The sequence below is a fragment of the Caulobacter sp. GW821-FHT10A06 genome, assembly GCF_059415805.1.
The window spans coordinates 444589-466237 of sequence record NZ_JBWKNY010000005.1 but is presented as its reverse complement, the minus strand read 5'-3'; the positions used below and the strand labels follow the sequence as shown (position 1 = coordinate 466237).

Annotated in this window: 25 protein-coding genes; 13 read left to right on the top strand and 12 right to left on the bottom strand. The window is 67.6% G+C overall.

The window, feature by feature from the left end; genetic code table 11:
• Positions 1–39: 39 nt before the first annotated feature.
• Together AC07NF_RS16985 and AC07NF_RS16980 are read right to left on the bottom strand one after the other, a co-directional pair.
• The gene (locus AC07NF_RS16985) at positions 40–1254 is read right to left on the bottom strand and encodes an aspartate aminotransferase family protein (protein ID WP_494628847.1); all 1215 of its coding nucleotides are present in this window, start codon (positions 1252–1254) and stop codon (positions 40–42) included.
• A 145-nt stretch (positions 1255–1399) separates the two neighbouring features.
• Positions 1400–2221 carry an ABC transporter permease gene (locus AC07NF_RS16980; protein WP_494628848.1) on the bottom strand — a complete coding sequence of 274 codons (822 nt, stop codon included), beginning with the start codon at positions 2219–2221 and terminating at the stop codon, positions 1400–1402.
• A 240-nt stretch (positions 2222–2461) separates the two neighbouring features.
• Between AC07NF_RS16980 and gcrA the strand changes: the two genes are divergently transcribed.
• From gcrA to AC07NF_RS16955, 5 genes are all read left to right on the top strand, one after another.
• A complete protein-coding gene (gene gcrA, locus AC07NF_RS16975) occupies positions 2462–2986 on the top strand; it encodes a cell cycle sigma 70 cofactor GcrA (RefSeq protein WP_492812383.1) in 525 nt (174 codons plus the stop codon).
• Positions 2987–3079: 93 nt separating this feature from the next.
• The gene (gene xseA, locus AC07NF_RS16970; protein ID WP_494628849.1) at positions 3080–4606 is read left to right on the top strand and encodes an exodeoxyribonuclease VII large subunit; all 1527 of its coding nucleotides are present in this window, start codon (positions 3080–3082) and stop codon (positions 4604–4606) included.
• Between the two features lie 27 nt (positions 4607–4633).
• Positions 4634–4846: a DUF2093 domain-containing protein gene (locus AC07NF_RS16965; RefSeq protein WP_454717076.1), complete on the top strand. Its 213-nt coding sequence runs from the start codon at positions 4634–4636 to the stop codon at positions 4844–4846.
• The gene (locus AC07NF_RS16960; RefSeq protein WP_494628850.1) at positions 4831–5679 is read left to right on the top strand and encodes a M23 family metallopeptidase; all 849 of its coding nucleotides are present in this window, start codon (positions 4831–4833) and stop codon (positions 5677–5679) included. The genes AC07NF_RS16965 and AC07NF_RS16960 overlap by 16 nt, the downstream gene beginning before the upstream one ends.
• A gap of 126 nt (positions 5680–5805) precedes the next feature.
• A complete protein-coding gene (locus AC07NF_RS16955; protein ID WP_492812389.1) occupies positions 5806–6324 on the top strand; it encodes a response regulator in 519 nt (172 codons plus the stop codon).
• On the opposite strand, the gene AC07NF_RS16950 is transcribed toward AC07NF_RS16955, so the two are convergent.
• Positions 6321–7265, bottom strand: coding sequence for a lysophospholipid acyltransferase family protein (locus tag AC07NF_RS16950; RefSeq protein WP_494628851.1), 945 nt, complete (start codon positions 7263–7265; stop codon positions 6321–6323). The two genes, AC07NF_RS16955 and AC07NF_RS16950, sit on opposite strands and share 4 nt — an antisense overlap.
• A 124-nt stretch (positions 7266–7389) precedes the next feature.
• On the opposite strand from AC07NF_RS16950, the gene AC07NF_RS16945 reads away from it, so the two are divergent.
• Both AC07NF_RS16945 and hisN read left to right on the top strand, forming a co-directional pair.
• Positions 7390–7779, top strand: a complete 390-nt coding sequence (locus AC07NF_RS16945) for a helix-turn-helix domain-containing protein (protein ID WP_492812393.1) — start codon at positions 7390–7392, stop codon at positions 7777–7779.
• A 51-nt stretch (positions 7780–7830) separates the two neighbouring features.
• Positions 7831–8667 carry a histidinol-phosphatase gene (gene hisN / locus AC07NF_RS16940; protein WP_494628852.1) on the top strand — a complete coding sequence of 279 codons (837 nt, stop codon included), beginning with the start codon at positions 7831–7833 and terminating at the stop codon, positions 8665–8667.
• Here hisN and AC07NF_RS16935 read toward each other — a convergent pair.
• The 5 genes from AC07NF_RS16935 to AC07NF_RS16915 all read right to left on the bottom strand — a co-directional run bounded on the left by AC07NF_RS16935 (position 8642) and on the right by AC07NF_RS16915 (position 12448).
• The gene (locus tag AC07NF_RS16935; RefSeq protein ID WP_494628853.1) at positions 8642–9622 is read right to left on the bottom strand and encodes an alpha/beta fold hydrolase; all 981 of its coding nucleotides are present in this window, start codon (positions 9620–9622) and stop codon (positions 8642–8644) included. The genes hisN and AC07NF_RS16935 overlap by 26 nt on opposite strands.
• Before the next feature lie 5 nt (positions 9623–9627).
• On the bottom strand, positions 9628–9936 hold the full coding sequence (locus AC07NF_RS16930; protein WP_492812399.1) for an SCP2 sterol-binding domain-containing protein: 309 nt from the start codon (positions 9934–9936) through the stop codon (positions 9628–9630).
• A gap of 87 nt (positions 9937–10023) precedes the next feature.
• On the bottom strand, positions 10024–10671 hold the full coding sequence (locus AC07NF_RS16925) for a DUF2987 domain-containing protein (RefSeq protein WP_494628854.1): 648 nt from the start codon (positions 10669–10671) through the stop codon (positions 10024–10026).
• Positions 10668–11561, bottom strand: coding sequence for a class I SAM-dependent methyltransferase (locus tag AC07NF_RS16920; protein ID WP_494628855.1), 894 nt, complete (start codon positions 11559–11561; stop codon positions 10668–10670). The genes AC07NF_RS16925 and AC07NF_RS16920 overlap by 4 nt, the downstream gene beginning before the upstream one ends.
• 44 nt (positions 11562–11605) lie before the next feature.
• Positions 11606–12448: a class I SAM-dependent methyltransferase gene (locus AC07NF_RS16915; protein ID WP_494628856.1), complete on the bottom strand. Its 843-nt coding sequence runs from the start codon at positions 12446–12448 to the stop codon at positions 11606–11608.
• A 233-nt stretch (positions 12449–12681) separates the two neighbouring features.
• Here AC07NF_RS16915 and AC07NF_RS16910 point away from each other — a divergent pair, with 233 nt between their 5' ends.
• Positions 12682–13143: an Hsp20 family protein gene (locus AC07NF_RS16910; protein WP_492812407.1), complete on the top strand. Its 462-nt coding sequence runs from the start codon at positions 12682–12684 to the stop codon at positions 13141–13143.
• 77 nt (positions 13144–13220) lie between these two features.
• Here AC07NF_RS16910 and AC07NF_RS16905 read toward each other — a convergent pair whose 3' ends face one another.
• From AC07NF_RS16905 to gpmA, 3 genes are all read right to left on the bottom strand, one after another.
• Positions 13221–14483 (bottom strand): pentapeptide repeat-containing protein, encoded by a 1263-nt coding sequence (locus AC07NF_RS16905; protein ID WP_492812409.1) that lies wholly within the window; start codon positions 14481–14483, stop codon positions 13221–13223.
• Between the two features lie 109 nt (positions 14484–14592).
• Positions 14593–15852 (bottom strand): pentapeptide repeat-containing protein, encoded by a 1260-nt coding sequence (locus tag AC07NF_RS16900; protein ID WP_492812411.1) that lies wholly within the window; start codon positions 15850–15852, stop codon positions 14593–14595.
• 82 nt (positions 15853–15934) lie between these two features.
• Positions 15935–16648, bottom strand: a complete 714-nt coding sequence (gpmA, locus tag AC07NF_RS16895) for a 2,3-diphosphoglycerate-dependent phosphoglycerate mutase (protein ID WP_492812413.1) — start codon at positions 16646–16648, stop codon at positions 15935–15937.
• A gap of 149 nt (positions 16649–16797) precedes the next feature.
• Between gpmA and AC07NF_RS16890 the strand changes: the two genes are divergently transcribed.
• The 3 genes from AC07NF_RS16890 to AC07NF_RS16880 all read left to right on the top strand — a co-directional run bounded on the left by AC07NF_RS16890 (position 16798) and on the right by AC07NF_RS16880 (position 19588).
• Positions 16798–17025, top strand: coding sequence for a hypothetical protein (locus AC07NF_RS16890; protein WP_492813531.1), 228 nt, complete (start codon positions 16798–16800; stop codon positions 17023–17025).
• An 11-nt stretch (positions 17026–17036) separates the two neighbouring features.
• The gene (locus AC07NF_RS16885; RefSeq protein WP_494628857.1) at positions 17037–17993 is read left to right on the top strand and encodes a KpsF/GutQ family sugar-phosphate isomerase; all 957 of its coding nucleotides are present in this window, start codon (positions 17037–17039) and stop codon (positions 17991–17993) included.
• A 98-nt stretch (positions 17994–18091) separates the two neighbouring features.
• On the top strand, positions 18092–19588 hold the full coding sequence (locus AC07NF_RS16880; RefSeq protein WP_494628858.1) for a phosphomannomutase/phosphoglucomutase: 1497 nt from the start codon (positions 18092–18094) through the stop codon (positions 19586–19588).
• Here AC07NF_RS16880 and AC07NF_RS16875 read toward each other — a convergent pair.
• Entirely contained in the window at positions 19585–20202 is a 618-nt protein-coding gene (locus AC07NF_RS16875; RefSeq protein WP_494628859.1) for a GyrI-like domain-containing protein, read from the bottom strand. The two genes, AC07NF_RS16880 and AC07NF_RS16875, sit on opposite strands and share 4 nt — an antisense overlap.
• 157 nt (positions 20203–20359) lie before the next feature.
• On the opposite strand from AC07NF_RS16875, the gene AC07NF_RS16870 reads away from it, so the two are divergent.
• Together AC07NF_RS16870 and AC07NF_RS16865 are read left to right on the top strand one after the other, a co-directional pair.
• Positions 20360–21187 (top strand): helix-turn-helix domain-containing protein, encoded by an 828-nt coding sequence (locus AC07NF_RS16870; protein ID WP_494628860.1) that lies wholly within the window; start codon positions 20360–20362, stop codon positions 21185–21187.
• 9 nt (positions 21188–21196) lie between these two features.
• Positions 21197–21634 (top strand): acetyltransferase, encoded by a 438-nt coding sequence (locus tag AC07NF_RS16865; protein WP_494628861.1) that lies wholly within the window; start codon positions 21197–21199, stop codon positions 21632–21634.
• Positions 21635–21649: the final 15 nt, after the last annotated feature.

The window sequence follows — 21649 nt, the reverse complement described above, 5'->3', positions numbered from 1 at the left end:
CCCCGTGGTCCGGAGCGGGCGGCTAGTGCTTGTTGTCGTTTAAGCCGAGGCCTTGGCGCGCGCGGTTTCGCAGGCCTTTTCCAGCTTGGCGATCGCCTCGCTGGCTTCCTCGACGGTCAGGTTCAGCGGCGGCAGCAGGCGCACGCAGTTGTCGCCGCCGCCCGCGATCAGCAGCTTCTCGTCGCGGGCCATGACCATGAACTCGCGGTTGTTCGGCACGACCTTGATGCCGATCAGCATGCCCTTGCCGCGGATGTCGACGATGACGTCCGGGAAGCGATCCTTCAGGCCGTTCAGCTGCTGGGTGAAGTAGCCGGCGACGGTCTTGACGTTGTCCAGCAGCTCTTCGCTGTTGATCGCGTCGAAGGCCGCGTTGCCGACCGCCATGGCCAGCGGGTTGCCGCCGTAGGTCGAGCCGTGGGTGCCGGGGGTCATGCCCTTGGCGCCCTCGTTCGTGGCCAGGCAGGCGCCGACCGGGAAGCCGCCGCCCAGGGCTTTCGCCACGCACATGATGTCCGGCTCACTGCCCGGCGCCCATTCGTGGGCGAACAGCTTGCCGGTCCGGCCCATGCCGCTCTGGACTTCGTCGTAGATCAGCAGGACGCCGGCGTCGCGGGTGATCTGGCGCAGCTCCAGCAGCTGGGCTTCGGTCAGCGCGCGGGCGCCGCCCTCACCCTGCACGGGCTCGATGATGACGCCGGCCGTGGTCGGGCCGATCGCCGCCTTCAGGGCGTCGAAGTCGCCGAACGGCAGTTGCACGAAGCCCGGCAGACGCGGGCCGAAGCCGTCGAGGTAGCCGGCGTTGCCCGAGGCGTTGACGGCGGCGTACGAGCGGCCGTGGAACGAGCCGTCGAAGCCGATGATGTCGATCCGCTCGGACTGGCCGTTGATCACGTGATAACGGCGGGCGGCCTTCAGGGCGCACTCGATCGCCTCGGTGCCCGAGTTGGTGAAGAACACCACGTCGGCGAAGGTGGCCGCGCACAGCTTGTCGGCCAGCACTTCCTGCTCGGGGATCGTGTAGATGTTGGAGACGTGCCAGAGCTTCTCGCCCTGGGTCTTCAGCGCGTCCACGAGGACCGGGTGGGCGTGGCCCAGGCCGCAGGTGGCGATGCCGGCCACGCAGTCCAGGTACTCTTCGCCCGTGGTCGAGAACAGGCGCGCGCCTCGGCCTCGCTCAAACGCCAGCGGGGCGCGGTTGTAGACGCCCATGATGTGGTGTTGTGCGGGGTTGGACGACGTCGCGGTGCTCAAGACCGGCCCTCCTAAAAGGAAAGAAGCCCCCGCACTGCAAGTGCGGGGACCGGAAGGCCGCAGGTTGTCGCCGTCGAACGAGGTCGTGTCAATCAAGGGACTGTGAAAAGGCCCTGATAAACCGGCGAAAATCTCAGCTCTTCAATCAGCTCTTTAGGCGGTAACCGGTGACAAACAGCCGCCAGCACCACAGGAACATCGCCACGGTCAGCGCGCCGGTGGCGACGACGCCGATCAGGATCGAGCCGTCAGCATGGCCGATGAAGCCGTAGCGGAAGCCGTCGATCAGATAGAAGAACGGGTTGAAATGGCTGGCCGTGCGGAACGGCTCTGGCAGCTTGTCGACCAGGTAGAAGGTGCCCGACAGGAAGGTCATGGGCATGATCAGGAAGTTGGTGACGGCGGCCAGCTGGTCGAACTTCTCGGCCCACAGGCCGGCCAGCACGCCGGCCAGGCCCAGGATCAGCGAGGCCGCGACGCCGAAATAGAGGACGGCCCACAGGTGGGCGACCGACAAGCCCGCGCCCGGCAGCACGCCGATGACGATGGCCGTGACCGCCCCGACCACGATGCCCCGCGTCGCCGCGCCCAGGGCGAAGCCCAGGATCTGCTCCAGCGCCGACAGCGGCGGCGTCAGGAAGTCGGGCGTCAGGCCCATCATCTTGGCCTGGATCAGCGACGAGGACGAGTTGGCGAAGGCGTTGTTCAGGATCGCCATCATGATCAGGCCGGGAGCCACGAAATGGCCGAAGGTCACCCCGCCCACGGCCGGCCGGCTGGAGCCGACGGCGACCACGAAGACCAGCATGTAGAGCAGCGTGGTGACCACCGGCGCGGCCACCGTCTGAGTCCCGACCTTCCAGAACCGGCGGATTTCACGCTGATACAGGGTGACGAACCCGGACCAGTTCCAGCCGTGGTAGTCGCGCGGCTGCGGCGGAATGACGCTGTTCGTCATGTCTCTCATAGGCTCAACCCGTTGTGTTGCTTGGCCATGTGCGCCCTGAGGGGCCATTCCGCAAGCTTGGGCTTGCCTGAATCAACATCTTGTTTCTGTGGACAGAGTCGTTGGCGCCTATTGTGCGCTTTAACACATTCTTTACGATATCTAGTAGGACGACCGCCGGCGGGGCGGTCCGATCACCACATGTAGGGGCGATGGGCGTGGGGACGCTCGTCTCTCCTAGGTAAACGGCGGAGACGGGTTATGAGCTGGACCGACGAACGAGTCTCGACCTTGAAGAAGCTTTGGCTGGACGGCCTGTCGGCCAGCCAGATCGCCAAACAACTGGGCGGCGTCACGCGCAACGCCGTCATCGGCAAGGTGCACCGCCTGGGCCTTTCGGGCCGCGCGGCCCCCTCGCAACCGGCGCGTCCGGCCTTCAAGGCTCCGCGCCCGGCGCGTCCGGCCGCCCAGGCCATGCCCTCGGCCCCACGTCGCGTGACGCCGGTCGAGGCGCCGACCTCGTCGGTTCCGGTGGCCTCGGCCCCGCCGTCGCTGCCGGCCTTCCGGCATGAAGAGCCCGGCTCGGCCACCGTGCTGACCCTGGGCGCGCACATGTGCAAGTGGCCGATCGGCGACCCGTCGTCGGAAGGCTTCACCTTCTGCGGCCGCCGCTCGTCGGAAGGCCCCTACTGCGTCGAACACGCCCGTGTGGCGTACCAGCCGCAGCAGACCAAGAAGAAGGGCGGCGCCACCGAGCTCGCCCGTTCGCTTCGCCGCTACATCTAAGAAGAACAAAAGTCTCTCAGGCGGCGGATCCCGGATGGCCCAAAAGGCCGTCCGGGATTTTCCATTTTGGGGGATCGCTCTAAGTAGGGGCGCATGACGGACCTCGCGCCGAACGATTCCAACGCGCCGCCCTATTCGGTTTCCGAGCTGGCCTTCGCCCTGAAGCGCACGCTGGAGGACCGCTACGGCTTTGTGCGGCTGCGCGGTGAGCTCAGCAAGGTCACCCATCACTCCAACGGTCACGTCTATCTGACCATCAAGGACGACAAGTCCGCGATCGACGGCGTCGTCTGGAAGGGCAATGTCCGAGGCCTGGGCGTGCGGCCCGAGCACGGGCTCGAGGTCATCGTCACCGGCAAGATCACCACCTATCCGGCCGGCTCGCGCTATCAGATCGTCATCGACAGCATGGAGGCCGCCGGCGTCGGGGCCCTGCTCGCGCAACTTGAGCGCCTGAAGGCCAAGCTGGCGGGCGAAGGCCTGTTCGCGCCCGAGCGCAAGAAGCCCCTGCCCTCGATGCCGGCCGTGGTCGGCGTCATCACCAGCCCAACCGGCGCGGTGATCCGCGACATCCTTCACCGCATCCGCGACCGCTGGCCCTGCCAGGTGCTGGTCTGGCCGTGCGTCGTGCAAGGCGACGCCGCCGCCGGCCAGGTCAGCGCGGCGATCCGGGGCTTCAACGCCATCGAACCCGGCGGGCCCGTGCCGCGTCCCGACATCCTGATCGTCGCCCGTGGCGGCGGCTCGGTCGAGGATCTGTGGGCCTTCAATGACGAGGGCCTGGCCCGCACCGTGGCCGAGGGGACCATCCCGTTGATCTCGGCCGTCGGCCACGAGACCGATACCACCCTGATCGACTTCGTCTCGGACCGCCGCGCGCCCACACCCACCGCCGCCGCCGAGATGGCGACCCCCGTGCTGGCCGAGCTGCGCGCCCTGATCTCGGACTTCGATCGCCGCCTGGCCCGCTCGGGCGCGCGGCTGATCGAGGACCGCCGCACCCGCCTGGTCAGCGCCGCCCGGGGCCTGCCCCGTCCGGATGACATTCTGGCTTTGGCCCAGCAGCGGTTCGACATCGCCTCCGGACGCCTGGACGCGGCCCTGCACCGCAACACCACCGTCCACGCCCAGGAACTGCTGAAGGTCACCGCGCGCCTGACGCCGGACGCTCTGCGCCGCCAGCATGCGACCAAGGCCGACCGCGTTGCCGATCTGGGCCGCCGCCTGGACCTGGCCGCCCGCCGCGTCCCCGATCGCGCCGCCCAGCACGCCCGCCTGCCCGCCCTGTGGCAGCGCCTGAACGCGGCCGGCGACCGCCGTCTGCAACGCGACGCCGACCGCCTGGCCAACCTGGAAAAGCTGCGCCAGTCGCTGAACCCCGAGCGTCCGCTGGAGCTGGGCTTTGCTTTGGTCCGCAAGGGCGACGGGACCCTGGCTCGCTCGGCGGCCGACCTGGTCTCCGGCGAGCGCGTGAACCTGAAGTTCAAGAGCGGCGACCGTGACGCGGTGATCGACGGCGAAGGCGGCTTCGTTCCGCCGCCGGCGCCCACAGCAGCGCCCACCCCCAAGCCCCGCCCCAAGCCGGCCACGCCACCGGCCGGTCAGGGCGATCTGTTCTGAGACGCCGGTTTGGCGTAAAGTGAGCCTATGAACGCTTTCGATCGTGATCTCGGTAAGGACGGCCTGGCCGTCCTGCACTATGGCGACGGCGAGTACGCCGTGCTCAGCCCCGGCCGCTTCGTGCTGTGCGCCATCACCAACAAGCAGATCCCGTTGGAAGCCCTGCGCTACTGGAGCCCGGAGCACCAGGAAGCCTATGCCGGCCCGACCGAAGCGCTGAAGCGTTGGCAAGGGGCCTGAGCCGCCGCGCGGTCATCGCCGCGCTTCCGCTTTCCGCTCTGGCCGGGGTGACGCACGCCGCCGCGCCGGGCCTGTCTCTCTCGGGCAAGTTCGTCCAGGGCGGCTATGCCGTGGGCCGCACCACGCCGCGGGCGCTGATCGACGTCGACGGCCTGGTGCAGACCACCGCCTCGGCCAATGGCTGGTTTGTCATCGGTTTCGACCGTGACGCCCTGCCCGCCAGCAGGCTGACGGTGACCACGCCCGACGGCTCGGCCATCGACGAGCGCACGATCGCTCCAGGCGACTTCGACATCCAGCGCATCGACGGCCTGCCGCCCGAGCAGGTCACCCCGACCGATCCTATCCTCTTGGAGCGGATCACCGCCGAGAACGTCCGCAAGGTCGCCGGCTTCGCCAGCCAGGCCGACCTAGAGGGGTTTCGCGACGGATTCATACTACCGGTTGTAGGCGCCCGCCGTTCAGCCCGCTTCGGCGGCCAGCGGATCCTCAATGGCGAACCCAAGCGTCCCCATTATGGGGTTGATCTGGCGACGCCCGTGGGTACGCCGGTGCGCGCTCCGGCGGGTGGCATGATCGCCTTCGCCGAGACCGGATTGCATTATGAAGGCGGTCTCGTCCTGGTGGATCACGGCCAAGGTCTGGTGACCGCCTATCTGCACCTGTCGAAAATCCTCGTTCCCACGGGCACTTACGTCAAGCAGGGCCAGCTGATCGCCGAGACTGGCAAGGAAGGCCGCGCGACCGGCCCTCACCTGTGCTGGCGCATGAAGTGGCGCGGCCGCAACCTTGATCCGTCCCTGCTGGTCGGCGCAGGCCCCTTCCAAGCTTAAGTTTCCCCCCTGGCGCGAGTTACAATCATTCGCTAGCTATGCCGCCGATCGGGATAGGGGTCCGTCGGGGGAACGGACACCAGGGTTTCGGTCTTTCCGCAAGATCCTTGAGGAGGCGGCTCCCGCATGTCGGCGGCGCTGGAAAAGCTGCGCTTTCTGCTGGTGGACGATAACCAGCATATCCGCTCGATCGTTTCGGCCATCCTCAAGGGTGTCGGCGTCCGCCACATCCGCGAGGCCATGGACGGCGCCGAGGGGTTGCAGATTCTGCGCGACTGGCAGACGGACATCGCCATCGTCGACTTCAAGATGAGCCCGCTGGACGGGGTGCAGTTCACCCAACTGGTCCGCAACTCGCCCGACAGCGTCGACCCGTTCCTGCCGATCATCATGCTGACCGGTTTCGCCGAGCGTCACCGGGTGTTCGAGGCCCGCGACGCCGGCGTGACCGAGGTGGTGGTCAAGCCGGTGACCGCCCGCTCGCTGCTGGATCGCATCAATACGGTGATCTACCACCCGCGGCCGTTCATCCGCTCGGCCGACTATTTCGGCCCGTGCCGCCGTCGCCGCGTCGACCCGCACCACCCCGGCCCCTTCCGCCGCGACGGCGAGAAGGACGCGGCCTCGGGGACACTGGAGATCTAGGCTCCAGCCCCCGCCGCGCGTTCGCGCTCGGCCAGTTCCGCATAGACTTCGTTCGGCCAGCGCCGGTGGACCCAGAACCACTCGGCCGGGCGCTCGCGGATGCGATCTTCCAGGAAGGCGTTGATCATCCGCACGCCGGCCTCGATGTCGGCCGTGCGATCGCCGGTGCTGGGCGGGACGATCGGCTCGTGCACCACGGCCCGGAAATAGGCGCCCTTCACCCGCTGCACCGACATCGTCTGCAGCACCGTGCCAAAACGGATCGCCATGCGGGTCGGGGCCGGCGCGGTGCGGGCGTCGTGACCGAAGAACGGGGCCGCCACGCCGCTGTTGAACTTCTGATCGTTCATCAGGGCGACCGACCGGCCCTCCATCATCCCCCTCAGCAGCTCGCGCGAGCCGTCGCCGCCCTTGGGCGCGAACAGGCGCACGCCGTAGCGGAAGCGGCTGTCGCGGATGCGCTTGTCGACATAGGGATTGTTGGCCGCGCGATAGGTCATCTCGCAGGCGACGCCGCTGTCGACGATGGCGGCCGGCATGATCTCCCAGTTCGACAGGTGGCCCGAGACGAACACCACCGGGACCTTGTCCTCGGCGATCTGTGCCAGGCGTTCCTTGTTGACCACCTCGACCCGGCCGGTGGACGGCAAGATCTTGTCCATCAACGGGAATTCGGCGAACGAGCGGCCCAGGCCCTCCCACTGCTCCTCCAGGATGCGGGCGTGCCAGGCGGCGTCCTTGTCCGGGAAGGCCAGCTTTAGATTGCGCGTGGCGACCTTGTGCGCCCCGCTCATCGGCCCGAACGTCTTGCCCAGCCAACCGCCGAAGTCCGAGGCGCGGTCCACGCCCATCAGGCGCACCGCGCCGATAAAGAGGTCGAAGCCCAGGGCCTCCAACCGCCAAAGAAGGTCCTGAACCCAGGGCTGACGCTTATCCGACATGTGTCCTTACTAGGCTCGCACGCACGTATCGCGCAACGGCATCTCGCCCGGCACGCGACTTGCGGCTGTCGAACCAGGCCGTTCCGTTTCGGGACGGGTGGAAAAGCTAGGGGGCACGGCTTCCATGGGTAACGACATCGATACGCATCTGGGCAAGCGTCTGCGTCGCCGCCGTCGTCTGCTGGGCCTGACCCAGCAACAACTGGCGGGCGCTGTCGGCGTTCGGTTCCAGCAGATTCAAAAGTACGAGTGCGGCGCCAACCGCATCTCCGCCGCACGTCTGTGGCAACTGTCCGAGGCCCTGGAAGTGCCGGTTGGCTACTTCTATGACGGCCTGTCGGACGTGCGCCGCGAGACTGCCGGCGAGTCGGCCGAGGGCGGCGAGATGTTCGCGCGCAAGGAGACGCTGGACCTGATCCGCGCCTACTACCTGCTGGGCGAGCGTCCGCGCCGTCGTCTGCTGGACCTGGCCAAGTCGCTGAACGGCGGCGGTCCTGAACACGCCGACGCCTAAGTTGTCTGTGTGAGCTAGCGTACCTAGGGCGGGGGCGTTAAACCCCGCCCCATGACGCTCTCCGCTGATCGGCTCGCGGCGCTCGACGCCTTCATCATCGACCTGAACCGGGCTTCGGCCCAGGTGATCCTGCCGCTGTTCCGGGCCGACCACGGCCTCGAGGACAAGGGGGCGGGCAAGAACCTGCCACGCGACACCCACGCGGCGTTCGACCCGGTGACCGAGGCCGACCGCGGCGCGGAAGCGGCGATCCGAAAGCTTATCGGCGATCGCTACCCCGAGCACGGCGTGATCGGGGAAGAGTACGGCGAGGACCGCCCGGACGCCGAGTTCGTCTGGGTGCTGGACCCGATCGACGGCACGCGCGCCTTCATCTCCGGCCTGCCGCTGTGGACCACCCTGATCGGCCTACGCCATCAGGGCCGCCCCGTGCTGGGCTCCATCGGTCAGCCCTATATGGACGAGATCTTCGTCGGCCATGCCGGCGGCTCGCGCCTGCTGGCGCGTGGCCAGGAGACGCCGATCCGCGTGCGCGAGTGCGCCGACCTGACCGACGCCGTCATCGCCACCACCGACGCCGACGCCTGCTTCGACGGGGCCGAGCGCGGCGCCTGGCTGCAGGTGCGCGCGGCCGCCAAGCTGGCCCGCCAGGGCTGCGACGCCTATGCCTACGCCATGGTCGCCATGGGCAAGATGGACATGGTGATCGAAGCCGGCCTGAAGTCCTGGGACATCGAGGCCGCCATTCCCCTGATCGAAGGCGCCGGCGGCATCGTCGCCAACTGGCGCGGCGAACCCGTCGGCCCGAACGGCGGCCAGATGGTCATCTCCGGCGACCGCCGTCCGCTGGACGAGGCGCTGGTCAGTCTGAAACGTTCGGCGAAATAAGCGGCTCGCGCGGCGCGACGGGATCGACGGTCTCGTCGAAGGCCTGCCAGAAGATCGCTCGGCGCGGGTCGGTCTCGATCAGGATCTCGTGGAACGCGCCCGGGACCTCGACATAGCGCCCCTTGGGGATGCGGCCGGCGATCGTCTCGGCGTCGGCGTTCAGAACGCGGTTGTCGAGTTCGGCGCCGACGATGGTCACCGGCGTGGCGATCGCCTCTACGCCCTTGGTGGCCCTCAGCCAGGCGCAGGCCGAGATGGCGAAGTCCGCCCAGCCCCAGGTCATGCCGCCGAGCGCGATCTCGGGGTCGGCGCGCAGCTGGTTCTGGTAACGATCGTAACGCGTCTCGTCGTGGGTCAGGCCGTCGCCCTGAAAGGTCTGGACCAGCGGGTCGTAGGGCGCCGACACGTAGTCCCCGGCCCGGCCGATACGGGACATGGTCCAGGCCAAGGGCTTGGCCAGCCAGGGCGGCACGCCAGCCGTGTTGAGGCCCAGCATTGGCGCCGACAGCACCGTCGCCGCGAACCGCGTCTCGCCGTGGGCCAGGGCCAGCATGGTCAGGCAGCCGCCCATCGAGTGGGAGACGGCGATCCACGGCTTGGGCATCCGCGCCTCGAACGCGTCGAGCAGCGCCTTGTAGTCGGCGATGAAAGTCTTGAAGCCGAGGGCATGGCCCTTGAGGCGGTCGGGAAGGCTGCGGGCCGACAGCCCCTGCCCTCGCCAGTCATGCAGCAGCACGGCGAAGCCGCGTTTCAGGAGGTCTTCGACGACCTCGAAATACTTCTCGAGCGGCTCGCTGCGGCCCGGGCTGAGCACCACGGTGCCGCGAACCGGGCCGTCCGGGAAAAAGGTCGCGGCGCGGAGGGTCGCCCCATCCGCGCCGCTAAACCATTCAGCCTTACCGTGGTTGGGAACCGGAGCGTCTGGAATCGAGACGAGACGCGGTTCCTCTCCCATTCGGCTTAGCGCATCTTGGCGAACAGAGCGCCCATCTTGGGCTGCAGGGCCATGGCCGTGCCCATGTCCGACAGCTTCAGCTTGCCGGTCATGACCGCCATGGTCGGGTCCAGCGAGCCGGCGCCGATGGCCAGCAGGTCGTCCAGGCTGAGCGTCATGGTCAGGTCGGCCGGCTTGTCTTCGTTGGTGACCGCGCCGCCGTCGATGTGAATGACGCCGGCGTCCTTCAGATCGAACTTCAGGCTCTTGCCCAGGCCGCTGTCGTCGCCCACGGCGCCCTTGATGCGGTCGGTGACTTCTTGAATCGTGGCCATATGCGCGATCTCCCTCTGCGCGATGCGTTTGCAAAAAGCTAGACCGGGCCGCCCGGTTAAGTAAACACCGTTCAGACGACCCAGGGTCTATTTCTTCCCCTGATAGAAGGCGACCCTAGTCGGGGTTTTTGTCAACTTTACCCGTACGGCGCCCTGATGATCGGCGGCGAAGAAATACGGCATGCCTCCGGCCAGGGGCAGAGCCACGGTCCGGCCGTCGGCATAGACGGCCATGCCGGTCTCGGCCTTCAGGAAGGCGATCCCGGACATCTTTGGAACCATGAAGCTGGCGACGCCGGCGGCCTTGCCGATCACGGCGTTGGCCTCGTTCACCGTCGCCGTCAGTTCACGGACGTCGTACTCGGTCGCCGGCTTGAACTGGGTCTGGAAGTCCATGACCGAGCCCATCTTCCAGTCGGCCGGCACATCGAACACCATCGTCGGATCGCCGTCCAACTGAGCCAGGGTCGGCAGGCGCTCGAAGGCGCCGTCGGCCGTCAGCGGCATCGGCGTCTTCGCACCGTTCTTCTCGACCAGGGTCGCTTTCAGGTTCGGTATGGGCTTGCCGTCATGGCGGATCCCATAGCCCAGCCTGACCCGCGTGCGCTCGGCCGGGGGAATCTTCAGGTACTTGTCGAGGTACGAGAACACCTTGTTGGCCGGCGCGCTCTTCTCGGCCAAGGCCGGCGTCGCGGCGGCGGCCAAAACGGCCGCCAGGATCAGCGCCTTCCTCATTTGGGCTTCATGAACTTGAGGGTCATGCGGTCGCTCTCGCCGATCGCGTCGTACTTGGCGTGGTCGAAGCCCGGCTCGGCCGGCTCGCCGCGCGGGGCCGACAGGCGCGTGGGCGGCAGGGTCCAGACGCCGAACGGATGGTCCTTGGTGTCCTTGGCGTTGGCGTTGATCTCGCTGGCCGAGACCAGGACGAAACCCGCCTCCTTGGCCATCTGGATCACGTAGTCTTGCTGGACATAGCCGTCGGTCGCCAGCACGTCCTGCACCCGGCCCGGTTCGCCGCGATGCTCCTCGATGCCCAGGATGCCGCCGGGTTTCAGGGCCGCCAGGGCGTCCTTGAAGGCCTTCTCGGCGATGCCGCCGGCCATCCAGTTGTGCAGGTTGCGCAGGAACAGCACCAGATCGACCGTGCCCGCCGGCGCTACCGGACCGCTGGTCGGGCCGAAGGCGGTGAACTGCACGTCGCCATAGACCTTCTTCTTCTCGGTCAGCTTGCGGCGATAGCCCTCGGCGATCTCGGCCGCGGCCGGATCGGCGGGGTCGGTCTGCAGCAGCGCCTCATAGAGATGCCCCTTGGTGTCGGCCAGGTACGGGGCCAGGATGTCGGTGTACCAGCCCGCGCCGGGCCAGAACTCGACCACGGTCTGGCCGGGCTTGAGATCCCAGAACTTCAGGGTCTCGACCGGATGGCGCCAGACATCGCGCGCGCGGTCCTCGGACCGGCGCCAGTCACCGGCCACCACCGCCTCGATCGTCTTGGGCCCGGCCTTTTCGGCGGCCTTGGCCTCGACCTTGGCCGGATCATTCTTCTTGCCGCAGGCGGTAAGTCCCAGCGCGCTGACGCTCGCCAGGACTGCCCGTCGCGACCACGTGTGAGCTGGAGCCATCATCCCCCCGACAACGACTCCAGCCTGCCCCTCGACCTTGACCAAAGTCAGGCCGGCTTCTTGAAGCGCAGGGTCATGCGGTCGCTTTCGCCGATCGCGTCGTACTTGGCGCGATCGAAGTTCGGATTGGCCGGCTGGCCGCCCGGGGCGGTGCGCTTGACGGGCGGCAGGGTCCAGACGCCGAAGGGGTGGTCCTTGGTGTCCTTGGGGTTGGCGTTGATCTCGGACTTGGCGTCCAGCTTGAAGCCGGCCTTCTCGGCCAGGGCGATCACCGTGGCGGTGTTCAGATAGCCGTCGGCGCCGGCGTCCTTTTCCGAGCGCGGATCGGCGCGGTGATCCTCGATGGCCAGCACGCCGCCCGGCTTCAGCACGGCGAAGAAGTCGGCGAACACCTTGTCGGCCATGCCCGGAGCCTGGGTCCAATTGTGGACGTTGCGGGCGGTGAGGACCAGATCGGCAGAGCCCGACGCGCCCAGCGGGCCCGAGACCGCGCCGAAATTGGCGTATTGCGGCTTGCCGTACTTGGCGGCGTCCGAGAACCGGGCCTCGAAGTCGGCGCGGCCCTTCTTGGCGCCTTCCGAGATCTTCGGGTTCGACAGGTCGGCGACGCCCGCGATGTAAGTCCCGCCGGTGGCCTTGGCGTACGGCGCCAGGATCTCGGTCCAGTAGCCGCCGCCGGGCGAGATCTCGATCACGGTCTGCTTGGGCTTGAGGCCCCAGAAGTCCAGGCTCTCGACCGGGTGGCGCGCGCCGTCGCGGGCGACGTCGCCGGCGGGACGGGTCGGCGAGGCGACGGCGGCCTTCAGCGCGGCGTCGGTCGAGGCGAAAGCGGCGGGCGCGGCCAGGGTGATGGCGGCGGCAAGCAACAGCATGTGGCGGCGAAGCGGCATGGGGGACGTGTCCTTCGGCGTAACGGAGGCCGCGACCTTAGCCGGGGGAACCGGTGCGTCAAACGATTCACGTTCTTTGACGAAACGGCCCCTTGAACCCGAAAATCCGCTCACCAATTAGTTTCACGAAGGCGCTGGAAACCCGGGCCTTCCGGACCACCTGGCGATGCCGATTTCGGGTCGCCGACGGGACGAACATCAAAGACCTTGCTTGATAAGAAGGATCTAGACCTATGCGTACGATCGACCTTTCGCCCCTGTACCGCTCGCTCGTCGGCTTCGACCGCCTCGCCGACCAGCTGGACGCCGCCGCCCGCACCGAAGCGGCCTCGGGCTATCCCCCCTACAACATCGAACGCACCGGCGAGAACGACTACCGCATCGAGATCGCGGTGGCCGGTTTCAAGCCGGACGAACTGACCGTCGAGGTGAAGGAAAACCTGCTGACCGTCACTGGTCGCAAGGCCGCCAACGATGGCGACGCCAAGCAGTACCTGCACCGCGGCCTGGCCGAGCGTAACTTCGAGCGCAAGTTCCAGCTGACCGACTACCTGATCGTCGAAGATGCCGATCTGTCGAACGGCCTGCTGTCGATCGCGCTGAAGCGTGAACTGCCGGAAGCCCTCAAGCCCCGCACGGTGGAGATCAAGACGACTGCCGCCTCGACCCTGATCGAAGGCGAAAAGGCCGCCTAACCGGCGGCCTCTGTTCCTGATCCCCCACACTCCCCTCTGAACTTGGGCGGCGCAGCGATGCGCCGCCTTTTTCATGTTCAGGGCAGTGAGAAGTCGAGGCCCTGGACCTGGTTCAGGTCCACGTCGCGGAAGCTGGCCTTGGCCACGCGGGCGCCGGTGAAGTCCGAGCCGCGCAGGTCGGCCCCGTCCAGCACCGCCTCGCTGAGGTCGGCCGTCTGGAGCATGGCGTAGCGCATGCGGGCCGATTGAAGGTTGGCCTGCGTCTGGCGCGTCGGTCCCAGCGGCAGCGGCGACAAGAACGCCTGGCGCAGATCGGCCTTGGTCAGGTTGGCGCCCGTCAGCTTAGCGCCGCGCAGGTCGGCCCCGCGCAGATTGGCCGCGCGCAGGTCGGCGTTCTGCAGGTTCGCGCCCTGCAGCTGGGCGCCGGACAAATCGAGACCCACCATGCAGGCGCCCTTGGCGCTCATGGCCGTCAGGCGCAGCCCCTTCAGCTTGTTGCCCAGCGGACGCAGGTCCTCGCCGTCGAGACGAGCCGCCTGCCCTTCCTTGCCGCCGGTCTGGCACCAGCGCTGGTTGCCCAGGCAGCGGTTGTAGAGTTCCTCGGCCTTGCTCAGCGCCTCGCGGGTCACCGTGCCGACGGCGCCGTTCATGCTGGCGCCGCTGGTGCGGGCGGTGGAGGTGTCGACGCCGGCCATGACCGCGCCCGACAGGTTCGCGCCCTCGAGGTTACAGCCCTTGACGTCGGCGCCGTCCAGGATGGCCCCGACCAGATTGGCTTCCTTCAGGTTGGCGCCCGACAGCTTGGCGCCGCGCAGCGAGCAGTCGCTGAAGTCAGCCTTGAACGCCGAGACGCCCTCGAACTGCGAACCGTCCAGGGTGGCGCCCGAGAAGTTGACCTCGTCGACCTCGCCCTGGCGGGTCTCGTGGCGCATGGTCTCGAGGCCCTTGCGCGGGTGCGGAATGGCGATCTGGCCTTCGCGGAAGTCGGCCTGGGTCAGGTCGGCCTGGGCCAGGTTGGCGCCGCGCAGGCAGGCGCCGCGCAGGTCGGCGCGGACCAGCGAGGCCTGGCGCATGTCGCTCTTTCGCAGGTCGCAGCCGAACAGGCTGGCGCGATCCAGCTTGGTGCGGACCATGCGGCAATCTTCAAGGATCGAGGCGGTCAAGTCCGCGTCGGTCAAGTTCCGGAACGACAGATCTAGGCCCGACAGCTGCATGAAGCGTAGGGAAGCTCGCTTGCCTCCCTGCTTGCCGGTAACGAATTTCTCGTGCGCCGTTACGATCATGTCGAGCTCGGCTTGGCTCAGGCGTCGCCGCCCGGCCACGCTTTGCGCGGCGTTCATAACGATGGTCCCCGTTAGTGTTCTTTTGTGTGTTACGCGGACTGTAGCGGCGATGGACGAGCGAACCGTTAAGCCTGCGTCCGTTTGTCGCGAAAAATAGCAATTTCTCTCAGATCACGTCGTCCAATCCGCGCGCGGCCATGCGGATCGCGCCGGTCAGATCGACATCCTTGAGCTGGGCTCCCGTGAAGTTGGCGCGCGAGACGTCCGCCCCGGCCATCCGGGCCTGACGCAGGTCGGCGCGCGCGAAATCGGCATTGGTCAGGATGGCGCCGGTCATGTCGCACGGCAGCGTGCGGTCGGCGGCGATCAGCAACGGACCCAGCTGGGCGTCGCGCAGGTCCGAGCCCGTCAGCTTGGCGCCCTTCAGCCGCGCGCCGCGCAGGTCGGCCCGGCGCAGGTTGCAGGCCCGCAGATCCGCCCCTTCCAACTGGGCGCCCTGCATCTGCACGCCTTCCATGTCGAGGCCGTAGAACACCGCCGCCTTGGCCGAGAGGGCCGTCAGGTTGAAGCCGCGGATCGAGCGCAGATTGCGCAGGTCGGCCTTGTCGAACACCGACGGCTTGCCCTCGCCGCCCCCGGTCTCGATCCACTTGGCATGGTCGGCGATCATCTGTTCGTAGGGCAGGTCCGAGACGCTGGTGCCCGACGGCTTGTCGGTCAGAGCCCCGTCCAGGTTGGTGTCGTTGATGTTCCACGACATGGTCTTGGCGCCGACCAGGACCGTGTTGCGCAGGTCGGCCCCGGCCAGGTTGGCGCCCGACAGATCGGCGCCGGCGAGGTTCGCCCCGTTGAAATTGGCTTGTTTCAGGTTGGCGCGGACCAGCTTGGCGTCCTTCAGGATCGCGTCGCTGAAGTCGGCCTTGGTCGCCACGATGCCCGACAGGCGCGAGCGTTCCAGGTTGGCGCCCGACAGGTTGGCGCCGCTGGCATAGGCCTCGCGCTGGGTCAGCTCGATGACCTTGTAGCCTTCCTTGCGGTCGGCGGCGGCGATCGTGCCTTCGCGCAGGTCGGCCTCGAACATGTCGGCGCCGGTCAGGTTGGCGCCGCGCAGGCTGGAGCCGCGCAGGTCGGCGCGACGCAAGGACGCATCAGTCAGGTCCGCGCCCTGCATGTCGGCGCCGTAGCAGTTGGCGTTGTCCAGCTTGGTCTTGCGCAGGTCGCAGCCGACCATGATCGCGCCGGTGAAATCGGCGTCGCACAGATTGCGGCCCGTCATCGACAGGCCCGACAGGTCGCAGAAAGCGAACACGGCACGCGCGCCGCCCATCCGGGCGGACCACAGGCGGTCGTGCTTGGCGCAGATGACGTCCACGTCATACTGCGTCAAACGCTTATATTCCTGGGTGTTGGGCGCCGGCGCGCTCATGTCTGGCATGGAATCCCGTAGTGAGGGATCACCATGCGCAGACCAAAATTAACGCCGTGTTTCCAACGGCTTCCGGTAAAGCTTAACCGACCGCTGGCAGCGCTTCGGCGCGGCTTTCGTCCAGGTAGCGCGCGCCGGTCGGCTTCAACTGGGCGTCCAGTTCGATGACCAACGGATTGCCCGTCGGAATCTCGACGCCGACGATCTTGTCGTCCGGCACGTTGAACAGGTGCTTGACGATGGCGCGCAGCGAATTGCCGTGGGCGGCGATCAGCAGGGTCTCGCCGGCCTTCAGGTGCGGGGCGACGTCGCTTTCCCAGTACGGCAGGACGCGGACCAGGGTCGTGGCCAGGCTCTCGGTCGAGGGCAGATCCGCGCCCTTGTAGCGGCGGTCCTTGCTGAAGTCGTACTCGCCGCCCGGGGCCAGTTCCGGCGGCGGCACGTCATACGAACGACGCCAGATCGTGACCTGGGCTTCGCCATGCTTCTCGGCCGTCTCGGCCTTGTTCAGGCCCGTCAGGCCGCCGTAGTGACGCTCGTTCAGGCGCCAGTCCTTGGTCACCGGCACGAAGCTCTGCTTGGCGGCGTCCAGGGCCAGGTTGCCGGTGCGGATGGCGCGGGTCTGGACCGAGGTGAACATGTGATCCAGCTGGATGCCGGCGGCCGCGATCAGCTCGCCGCCCTTCTTGGCCTGGGCCTCGCCCTCGGCGGTCAGGTCGACATCGACCCAGCCCGTGAAGCGGTTTTCCAGGTTCCACTGGCTCTGGCCATGGCGGAGCAGGACAAGCGTCGGCATCGGGCTTCCTTATAGACGGGGGAGGTATGGGCGCGGGCTAAGGCCAGGCGGGCGCAGCGTCAAGCACGGATGCCGCGCCCTCTCCCGTCATGGCCTCTCCCCCGCCCCAATGGCCGTGCTATAGGCGGACCATGTCGGATCGTTTCTTCATGCCGCTGATGGGGCTTATCGCCCTGGCCCTGGTCACTTTTTCGCTCGTCTGGCCGCAAGGCGAAGGCGACCGCTCGTGGGGTCCGTTCGGCCACACGCCGGTGCAGCAGACGCCAGAGATGAAGGCCAAGCTGCAGCGCGAGAAGGACGCCGCCCAGCGTCGCGACGAAGCCGCCAAGAAGGCCGTCGAGGCCGCCAGCCAGATGCCGGATCAGGTTCCGCAATGAGCCCCAAAGAAATGCAAGGGTTCGACGCCGTCGCCGTCGGCCATCGCGTGCTGAGCACCGAGGCCGAGGCCCTCAACACCCTGGCCGAGTCGCTGGGCGAGACCTTCGTCCGCGCGGTCGAGACCGTGTTCGACGCCAAGGGCCGGGTCGTCTGCACCGGCATGGGCAAGTCCGGCCACGTGGCCCGCAAGATCGCCGCCACCCTGGCCTCGACCGGAACGTCGGCCATGTTCGTCCACCCCGCCGAGGCCAGCCACGGCGACCTCGGCATGATCGGTCCGGACGACGTGATCCTGGCGCTGTCAAAGTCGGGCGCGGGACGCGAGCTCTCCGACACCCTGGCCTACGCCAAGCGCTTCTCGATTCCGCTGGTCGCCATGACCGCGGTGGCCGACAGCCCGCTGGGCAAAGCCGCCGACATCCTGCTGCTGCTGCCCGACGCGCCGGAGGCCACGGCCGAGGTCAACGCCCCGACCACCTCCACCACCCTGCAGATCGCCTTGGGCGATGCGCTGGCGGTGGCCCTGCTCGAGCGGCGCGGCTTCACGGCCAGCGACTTCCGCGTCTTCCACCCCGGCGGCAAGCTGGGCGCCATGCTGCGCACGGTCGGCGACCTGATGCATGACGATGGCGAGCTGCCACTGATCGGCTTGGACGCCCCCATGCCCGACGCCCTGCTGGTGATGAGCGAGAAGCGCTTCGGCGCGGTTGGCGTCGTCGACGGCGCGGGCGCCCTGGCCGGCATGATCACCGACGGCGACCTGCGCCGGCACATGGACGGCCTGCTGACCCACACGGCCGGCGAAGTCATGACCAAGGGGCCCCAGACCATCGCGCCGGGCGCTCTGGCCGCCGAGGCGCTGAAGATCATGAACGATCGCCGGATCACCGTGCTGTTCGTGGTCGAAGCTGGTCAGCCTGTGGGCATCCTGCATGTTCACGACCTGCTTCGCGCCGGCGTGATCTAAGTCACATCTGATTTAATCGAACTTTGTCATGCGAACGCGCTAGTCGCGCGAGCTTCGCGCGGCTAAAGCCACACCATCTCAACTGAAGCGAGCTTTCGATGTTCTCCGCGCCCCGCGCCGATCTCGTTGCGAATACCGCCGCGTATGAAAACGAACCGCTGGTCAAGGCGACCGGCTTCCGCGAGTACGACGCGCGCTGGCTGTTCGGGCCGGAGATCAACCTGCTGGGCGTGCAGGCTTTGGGCCTGGGCCTGGGCACCTACATCCACGAGCTGGGCCAGTCGAAGATCGTGGTCGGCCACGACTTTCGCTCGTATTCGACCTCGATCAAGAACGCCCTGATCCTGGGCCTGATCAGCGCCGGCTGCGAAGTCCACGACATCGGCCTGGCCCTGTCGCCGACCGCCTATTTCGCCCAGTTCGACCTCGACATCCCCTGCGTGGCCATGGTCACCGCCAGCCACAACGAGAACGGCTGGACCGGCGTGAAGATGGGCGCCCAGCGTCCGCTGACCTTCGGCCCCGACGAGATGAGCCGCCTGAAGGCGATCGTGCTGGGCGCTGAATTCGTCGAGCGCGACGGCGGCAAGCTGATCCGCGTGCAGGGCGAAGCCCAGCGCTATATCGACGACGTCGCCAAGCGCGCCAGCGTCACCCGTCCTCTCAAAGTGATCGCCGCCTGCGGCAACGGCACGGCCGGCGCCTTCGTGGTCGAGGCCCTGCAGAAGATGGGCGTGGCCGAGGTGGTGCCGATGGACACTGATCTGGACTTCACCTTCCCCAAGTACAATCCCAATCCCGAAGACGCCGAGATGCTGCACGCCATGGCGCACACCGTGCATGAGACCGGCGCGGACTTGGCCTTCGGTTTCGACGGCGACGGCGACCGCTGCGGCGTGGTCGATGACGAGGGCGAGGAGATCTTCGCCGACAAGATCGGCCTGATGCTGGCCCGCGACCTGGCCCCGCTGAACCCCGGCGCGACCTTCGTCGTCGACGTGAAGTCGACGGGCCTCTACGCCACCGACCCGATCCTGCAGCAGCACGGCTGCAAGGTCATCTACTGGAAGACCGGCCACAGCTACATCAAGCGCAAGAGCGCCGAGCTGGGCGCCCTGGCCGGCTTCGAGAAGAGCGGCCACTTCTTCATGAACGGCGACCTGGGCTACGGCTACGACTGCGGCCTGACCGCCGCCGCCGCCATCCTGGCCATGCTGGACCGCAATCCCGGCGTGAAGCTGTCGGACATGCGCAAGGCCCTGCCGGTGGCCTTCACCTCGCTGACCATGAGCCCCAAGTGCGGCGACGAGGTGAAGTACGGCGTCGTCGACGACGTGGTGAAGGAATACCAGGACCTGTTCGCCGCCGGCGGCTCGATCCTGGGCCGCAAGATCACCGAGGTGATCACCGTCAACGGCGTGCGCGTGCACCTGGAAGACGGCTCGTGGGTCCTGGTCCGCGCCTCGTCGAACAAGCCCGAGGTCGTGGTGGTCGTGGAAAGCACCCAGTCCGAGGACGACATGCGCGCCCTCTTCCGCCAGGAAGTGAAGCCGCGCCTGGGCGACCGCGTTGGCAAGTACAATCAAGAAATCTAAGCGGCCCTGACCGGCTGGCGGAGCAGCGTTCTCAGCTTCTCCGCCGACGTCCGGCGCGGATCGTTCAGATAGATCTCGTGGTGCAGCCCGGCCGGAACCAGGCCGTTGGCGGGCAGGAACCGCTTGTGCAGGGCCTCCAGCGCGGGGCCCTCCTCGTCGTAAGATCCGACATGCAGGGCCTGGACCGAACGGCCCTCCTCCAGGCGCTGGAAGGTCACGCCCGCCATCGCCTTGCCCTTGGCCCGCGCCTGCTCGACGGCGCGCAAGGCGACCGGCTCGTCGACGAAGTCCGGCGTCGCGATCATCATCCGCCACCGCCAGCGATCCTTCCGGCGCGCGACGAAGTCGTCCATGTCATCGGCCCACCACAGGCCTTCCAGCGGTGGCACGACATAGTCGCGGCCCAGGACGGCCTTGGCCATGAACTTCAAGGTGTAGGACGCCGTGTACAGGGTCTCGACGGCGGCGAGATAGGCCGGCGCGGCGTTGGGATCCCCCTCGCCCTCCACGGCCAGATAGTTCATCGGCGGCACGTCGACGATCACGAACCGTCCGCGCGGGGCGTTATAGAGCGCGGGCAGCGCCGCCTTCAGGTCGATCTTTTCCAAGCGCACGCTCCGTCTCCTGTCGCGAGATTGGAGGACTTTGAGCCTGAACCTGTCAGCAGCGTCCGCTCCAACGTTTTGCGACGACTAGCGCTCTCAGCGCGACAAGATCAGCATGACCTCGCAGGTCATGGTCCCATCGGCGGACGACCGCTAGGGAGCGCCCATGACGTCCAGCCAGGTCCGGAAACCTCATCCGCCCGTTGGGGTGCTGCTGCGCGAGTGGCGGGCGGCGCGGCGGCTCAGCCAGCTGGACCTGTCGCTGGACACCGGCGTCTCGACCCGCCACCTGTCGTGCGTCGAGACCGGCAAGGCCCAGCCCAGCCGTGAGACCCTGGCTCGCCTGGCCGACGCCCTGGACATGCCGCTGCGCGAACGCAACGCCCTGTTGCTGGCCGCCGGCTACGCCCCGCAGTACTCGGAAAACACCCTGGTCACCCCGGCCCTAGAGCGGATGCGCGAGGCGATCGAGCTGATCATCGCCCACCAAGAGCCCTATCCGGCCTTTGTCATCAACCGCCACTTCGACGTGCTGATGGCCAACACCGCCGCCCAGCGCGTCAACGCCCTGCTGATGCGCGGCCAGCAGAGCCCGCACAGCAACCTGCTGCGCCAGGTGTTCGACCCCGACGACTTCCGCAAGGTGATCGTCAACTGGCCCGAGGTCGCCCAGAAGTTCCTACGCCACCTGCACGCCGACATCGCCGCCGTTCCATCCGACACCACCGCCCAGGCCCTGCTGGACGAGGTACTGGCCTATCCCGACGTGCCGGCCCGCTGGCGCTTCCGCGACGTCGAGGAAGAGCCGGCCCCAGTGCTGAACCTAGTCTTCCAGAGCGACCTGGGGACCTTAAGGTTCTTCGAGACCATCACCACCTTCGCCGCGCCGCGCGACGTCACCCTGGACGAGCTGCGGATCGAGTGCGCCTTCCCCGCCGACGCCCACACCGCCGAGGTCTGCGCCCAGCTGGCGCGGGAGGGCGGGCCGGGTTAGACCCCCGCGATGATCAAGCTCCGCCCCTCCCGGCCCGAAGACGGCCCGCGCGTCGTCGAGATCTGGGCCGCCGCCGTCGGCGCCACCCACGACTTTCTCTCGCCCGAGGACCGCGCCGCGATCGGCGCCGAGGTCGAGGGTTTCCTGCCCTACGCGCCGATGACCCTGGCCGTGGACGACCGTGACCGGCCGCTGGGCTTCATGCTGATCGACAACGGCCATATGGAGGCGCTGTTCATCGATCCCGAACATCGCGGGGCGGGCGTCGGCGCAATCATGATCGACTACGCCCTGGCCGTTCACCCGAGCCTGACCACCGACGTCAACGAGCAGAACGCCCAGGCGGTCGGCTTCTACGAGCACATGGGTTTCGAACGCACCGGCCGCTCCGAACTGGACAGCCAGGGCCGGCCCTACCCTCTGATCCATCTGCGCTTTGGCGCCTGAGGCGATTTCGGCTTA